General features: G+C 60.9%; 3 protein-coding genes. 1 reads left to right on the forward strand and 2 read right to left on the reverse strand.

Annotated elements, in window-relative coordinates:
• Nucleotides 1-650 precede the first annotated feature (650 nt).
• Together AADW18_RS19520 and AADW18_RS19525 are read right to left on the reverse strand one after the other, a co-directional pair.
• The gene (locus AADW18_RS19520; RefSeq protein ID WP_337345080.1) at nucleotides 651-2,498 is read right to left on the reverse strand and encodes an ABC transporter ATP-binding protein; all 1,848 of its coding nucleotides are present in this window, start codon (nucleotides 2,496-2,498) and stop codon (nucleotides 651-653) included.
• Nucleotides 2,499-2,650: 152 nt separating this feature from the next.
• Nucleotides 2,651-3,223 (reverse strand): NAD(P)H-dependent oxidoreductase, encoded by a 573-nt coding sequence (locus AADW18_RS19525; protein ID WP_337345081.1) that lies wholly within the window; start codon nucleotides 3,221-3,223, stop codon nucleotides 2,651-2,653.
• A gap of 77 nt (nucleotides 3,224-3,300) precedes the next feature.
• Here AADW18_RS19525 and soxR point away from each other — a divergent pair, with 77 nt between their 5' ends.
• Entirely contained in the window at nucleotides 3,301-3,765 is a 465-nt protein-coding gene (gene soxR, locus AADW18_RS19530) for a redox-sensitive transcriptional activator SoxR (RefSeq protein ID WP_337345082.1), read from the forward strand.
• The last annotated feature ends 176 nt before the right edge of the window (nucleotides 3,766-3,941 follow it).

Below are 3,941 nucleotides of genomic sequence, written 5' to 3' on the forward strand. Positions count from 1 at the left end.
ACATCCTGTGCGCCGCCCCTGCGGGGTTTTACCCGTCCCGCTTGCCGCGCCTAAACGGGGCCCCGAAGATCAAAAGCCACAGCTGAAGCCAAAGCCGAGCCACAGCGAAAGCCACAGCACCAACACCAGCGCCAACACCAAGCAGGTGCCTTGCTTTTCGCTCTTGCTCTCGCTGTTGCCCTTAGCTTTTGGAGTCCCTTTTAAGGCTCGGTGGCGCCGGTGGGTACAACCCCTTGGGGCGCCGCGCACGACGCGCGGCGTTTTCGACGGGCACATGGGTGAGCCGGATTAAGGCAAAGCACTGCTTTGCCCCGGCGAACGGGCAAGCGCCAGAGGCGTGCGCCCCGGTCTTGGGAGCGAAGCGAGCAAGTGCCCGCCGAAAATTCCCACCGGCGACACGTACCCCGAAGGGGCGCGCTGCCAGGGGTGGCCTTCTTTTGGTTACTTTTCTTGGCCACACAAGAAGCGCTTTTCAACAGCCGAATGGCTGGTCAAAGTGACGCCCGCTGCAGGCGCGGAAACCATCACTCCCCATGGGTTATCCGCTACAGCGCCAGGGAGAGAGGATCAAAGTATCCGAACCATCCAGTTCTCCAAGTCGCGCGTCTAACGCACGCTACGACTCGGTGCTATCGGTCTATAGCAAACTGCTACACCTCAACCTGCTCCAAATCCACCCCGATAAATCCACCCGACTGCCGCCGCCACAACGCTGCATACAGACCATCCTGCTGCAACAACTCCTCATGGCTGCCGGTTTCGATGATCCGGCCCTCATCCATCACCACCAACCGATCCAGTACCGCGATGGTGGACAACCGATGCGCGATGGCGATGACCGTCTTGCCTTCCATCAGGCTGTACAGCTGCTCCTGGATGGCGGATTCCACTTCCGAGTCCAATGCCGAGGTCGCTTCATCCAGCACCAGGATCGGTGCATCCTTCAGCAACACGCGGGCGATGGCGATGCGCTGGCGTTGGCCGCCGGACAGCTTCACCCCGCGTTCGCCTACCTGTGTGTCGTAGCCGACGCGGCCCTTGGCGTCCGTCAGCATGTTGATGAACTCATCCGCGTGCGCGCGCTGTGCGGCTTGCACGATCTCGGCGTCGTCCGCATCCGGGCGGCCGTAGCGGATGTTGTCGCGGATCGAGCGATGCAGCAGTGAAGTATCTTGCGTCACCATGCCAATGTTCCGGCGCAGCGATTCCTGGGTGACCTTGGAGATGTCCTGCCCATCGATCAGGATGCGGCCAGCCTCCGGATCGTAGAAACGCAGCAGCAGATTCACCAGCGTGGACTTGCCTGCGCCGGAGCGGCCCACGATGCCGACTTTCTCGCCGGGCCTGATCGTCAGGGTCAGGTCCTCGATGACACGTGCCTTCCGGCCGTAATGGAAATGCAGGTGCTCGAAGCGGATCTCGCCGCGCTGTACCGTCAGTTCCTTCGCCTCGGGTGCATCGGCAATGGCCAGCGGCTGGGCGAGGGTGCCGATGCCGTCCTGCACGGTGCCGATGTTCTCGAACAGGCCGGCGACTTCCCACAGTATCCAGTCGGACATCGAGCGGATGCGCATCGATAGCGCGATGGCCACGGCGATCGCTCCCAGCGTGATGGACGATTGCAGCCACGCCCAGATCGCGACGCCGGCCACGCCGGCCAACAGCAGCGCATTCAGGCTGTGCAGGCTGACGGTCAGTTGGGTCACCAGGCGCATCTGACCATGCACGGTCTGCATGAAATCATCCATCGCCCCGCGTGCATAGTCCTGCTCGCGCATGGTGTGGGCGAACAGTTTGATGGTCTGGATATTGGTGTAGCTATCGACGATGCGGCCGGTCATCTGCGCGCGAGCATCGGACTGCGCCATCGAAACGCGTTGCAGGCGCGGAACGAAATAGAACAGGATCAACAGATAGCCCACCAGCCATGCCGCCAATGGCAGCGTCAGCCATACGTCGGCGCGGCCGACCAGTACCACGGTCCCAACGAAGTAGACGATGACGTAGACGAACACGTCCATCAGCTTCATTACCGTCTCGCGCAGTGACAGGGCGGTCTGCATGACTTTCTGCGAGATGCGTCCGGCGAACTCGTCCTGGAAGAACGACACGCTTTGCCGCAACAGATAGCGATGCGAAAGCCAGCGCGCGATCATCGGATAGTTGCCGAAGATGGTCTGGTGGATGATCAGCGACTGCAGCAGCACCAGCAGTGGGTAGAGCAGCACCACCAGCACGGCCATGCCAAGCAGCTGACCGCCATGGGTGGCCATGAAGTCCGCGCGGTCCGCTTTGCCCAGCCAGTCGACCAGTTGGCCCATGAAATCGAAAAGCACGATCTCCAACACCGAGATGGAGGCCGTCAGCACCGACATCAGAACCAGCCAAGGCAGCAGCGGGCGCGAATAATGCAGCAGAAAGGGGATCAATCCCCGGGGTGGGGTAGTGGGCTCTCCCTTGGGATAGGGATCGATCCGTTGTTCGAAGAATCGGAACATGTATGAACCTGATGATGTGGCGCGTGAATCGCGCCCTGGGGGAAAGGATATTGGGGGTATCGCGTTACGCGTCGTGCCGGATGCGTGAAAACGATGATCCCTTCGTTTTTATGGGTCTTGCGCTTTCGGCTGCTACTTGAATGCGTGTCGCTTCAGTCAGCCGGATACGGCCATGCCGCACGTGCCTGTCTCAATGCATGTCCCAACCAGGCCAACTGGTCCAGCATGATGGTTGCGGCCGCAGCACAGGCATCCGCGTTCTGCGGCTGCCCCTGCGGGTCGAAACGGTTCCATGCCATCGGAAAGCTCACCGCATTCCGCACCGTCACCGCGTGCAGGCCGGCGAATACTTGCCGCAGCTGTTCCACCGCCCGCGAACCACCGCTCATGCCGCCGTAAGACACAAAGGCGACAGGTTTGGCCTGCCAATGCTTGTGCACCAAATCAATCAAGTGCTTCAACGCAGCGGGATAGCCGTAATTGTACTCCGGCACCACCACCACGAAAGCATCGGCGCGCCAGATGCGTTGCTGCAGGTTGACCAGGTCGGGACTGGGAGCGCCGCCATGGCGCACGGGTAGATCGAGCAAAGCGGGATCGATGCTGTCGACTTCGTACTCCTTGCGGTGGTCGATCCGGGTCCGGATCCAGTTGGCGACGGTGTCGCAGAACCTGCCTTCGCGGGTGCTGCCATAGATCAGGGCGAGGTGGAGCTTGGGAAGCATGGAGGTCATCGGTTGCCAATCATTGCCACGCAGGTTAAAACCTCAACTAATATTGAGGTCAAGCGGAGGTCAGCGTAATGGCGGCGAGCAAACAGGCGCATGCGAAGGTGGAGATGGAACTGACAGTAGGCGAGGTGGCCAAGCGCGCCGGCGTAGCGGTGTCCACACTGCATTTCTACGAAGCCAAGGGCCTGATACGCAGCTGGCGCAATGCCGGCAACCAACGCCGTTATCCGCGTGAGGTGCTGCGGCGCGTGGCGGTGATCAAGGTGGCCCAGCGCACCGGGATTCCTCTGGCGGAAATCCACAAGGCGTTGTCGTCCCTACCGGAAGGACGCACGCCAACGGCAGCGGACTGGAAACGCTTGTCTTCACGATGGCGTGCGGACCTGGACGAACGGATCGCTAGCCTGACCCGTCTGCGCGATCACATGGATAGTTGTATTGGGTGTGGTTGTTTGTCGTTGAAGGTTTGTCCGTTGCGGAATCCGTTGGATGAGTTGGGGGAGGAGGGGCCGGGGGCGCGGTTGTTGGAGGCTTAGGTGTTTGGTCGTTAGTTCTTCTCTTGCCTCTTGCTTCTCGGCGCTGGCGCGGACGATTCATCGGAACGGACGATCTACGCGCCTGCCGCGGGCGTCACTTTTCTTTGCTCGTGTGTACGGACCGGAGACCTGGGTAACGGGTGTGCGGGGACATGGGTAACACTTTTTTGGTCAAA

It is taken from the genome of Pseudoxanthomonas sp. CCNWLY206-1 (assembly GCF_039710385.1).
Classification (GTDB): Bacteria; Pseudomonadota; Gammaproteobacteria; order Xanthomonadales; family Xanthomonadaceae; genus Pseudoxanthomonas_A.

Bases quoted from the DNA above. Each gene is read 5' to 3' on its own strand.
- AADW18_RS19520 (WP_337345080.1), bottom strand. From the start codon at position 2,498: ATGTTCCGATTCTTCGAACAACGGATCGATCCCTATCCCAAGGGAGAG.
- AADW18_RS19525 (WP_337345081.1), bottom strand. From the start codon at position 3,223: ATGCTTCCCAAGCTCCACCTCGCCCTGATCTATGGCAGCACCCGCGAA.
- soxR (WP_337345082.1), top strand. From the start codon at position 3,301: ATGGCGGCGAGCAAACAGGCGCATGCGAAGGTGGAGATGGAACTGACA.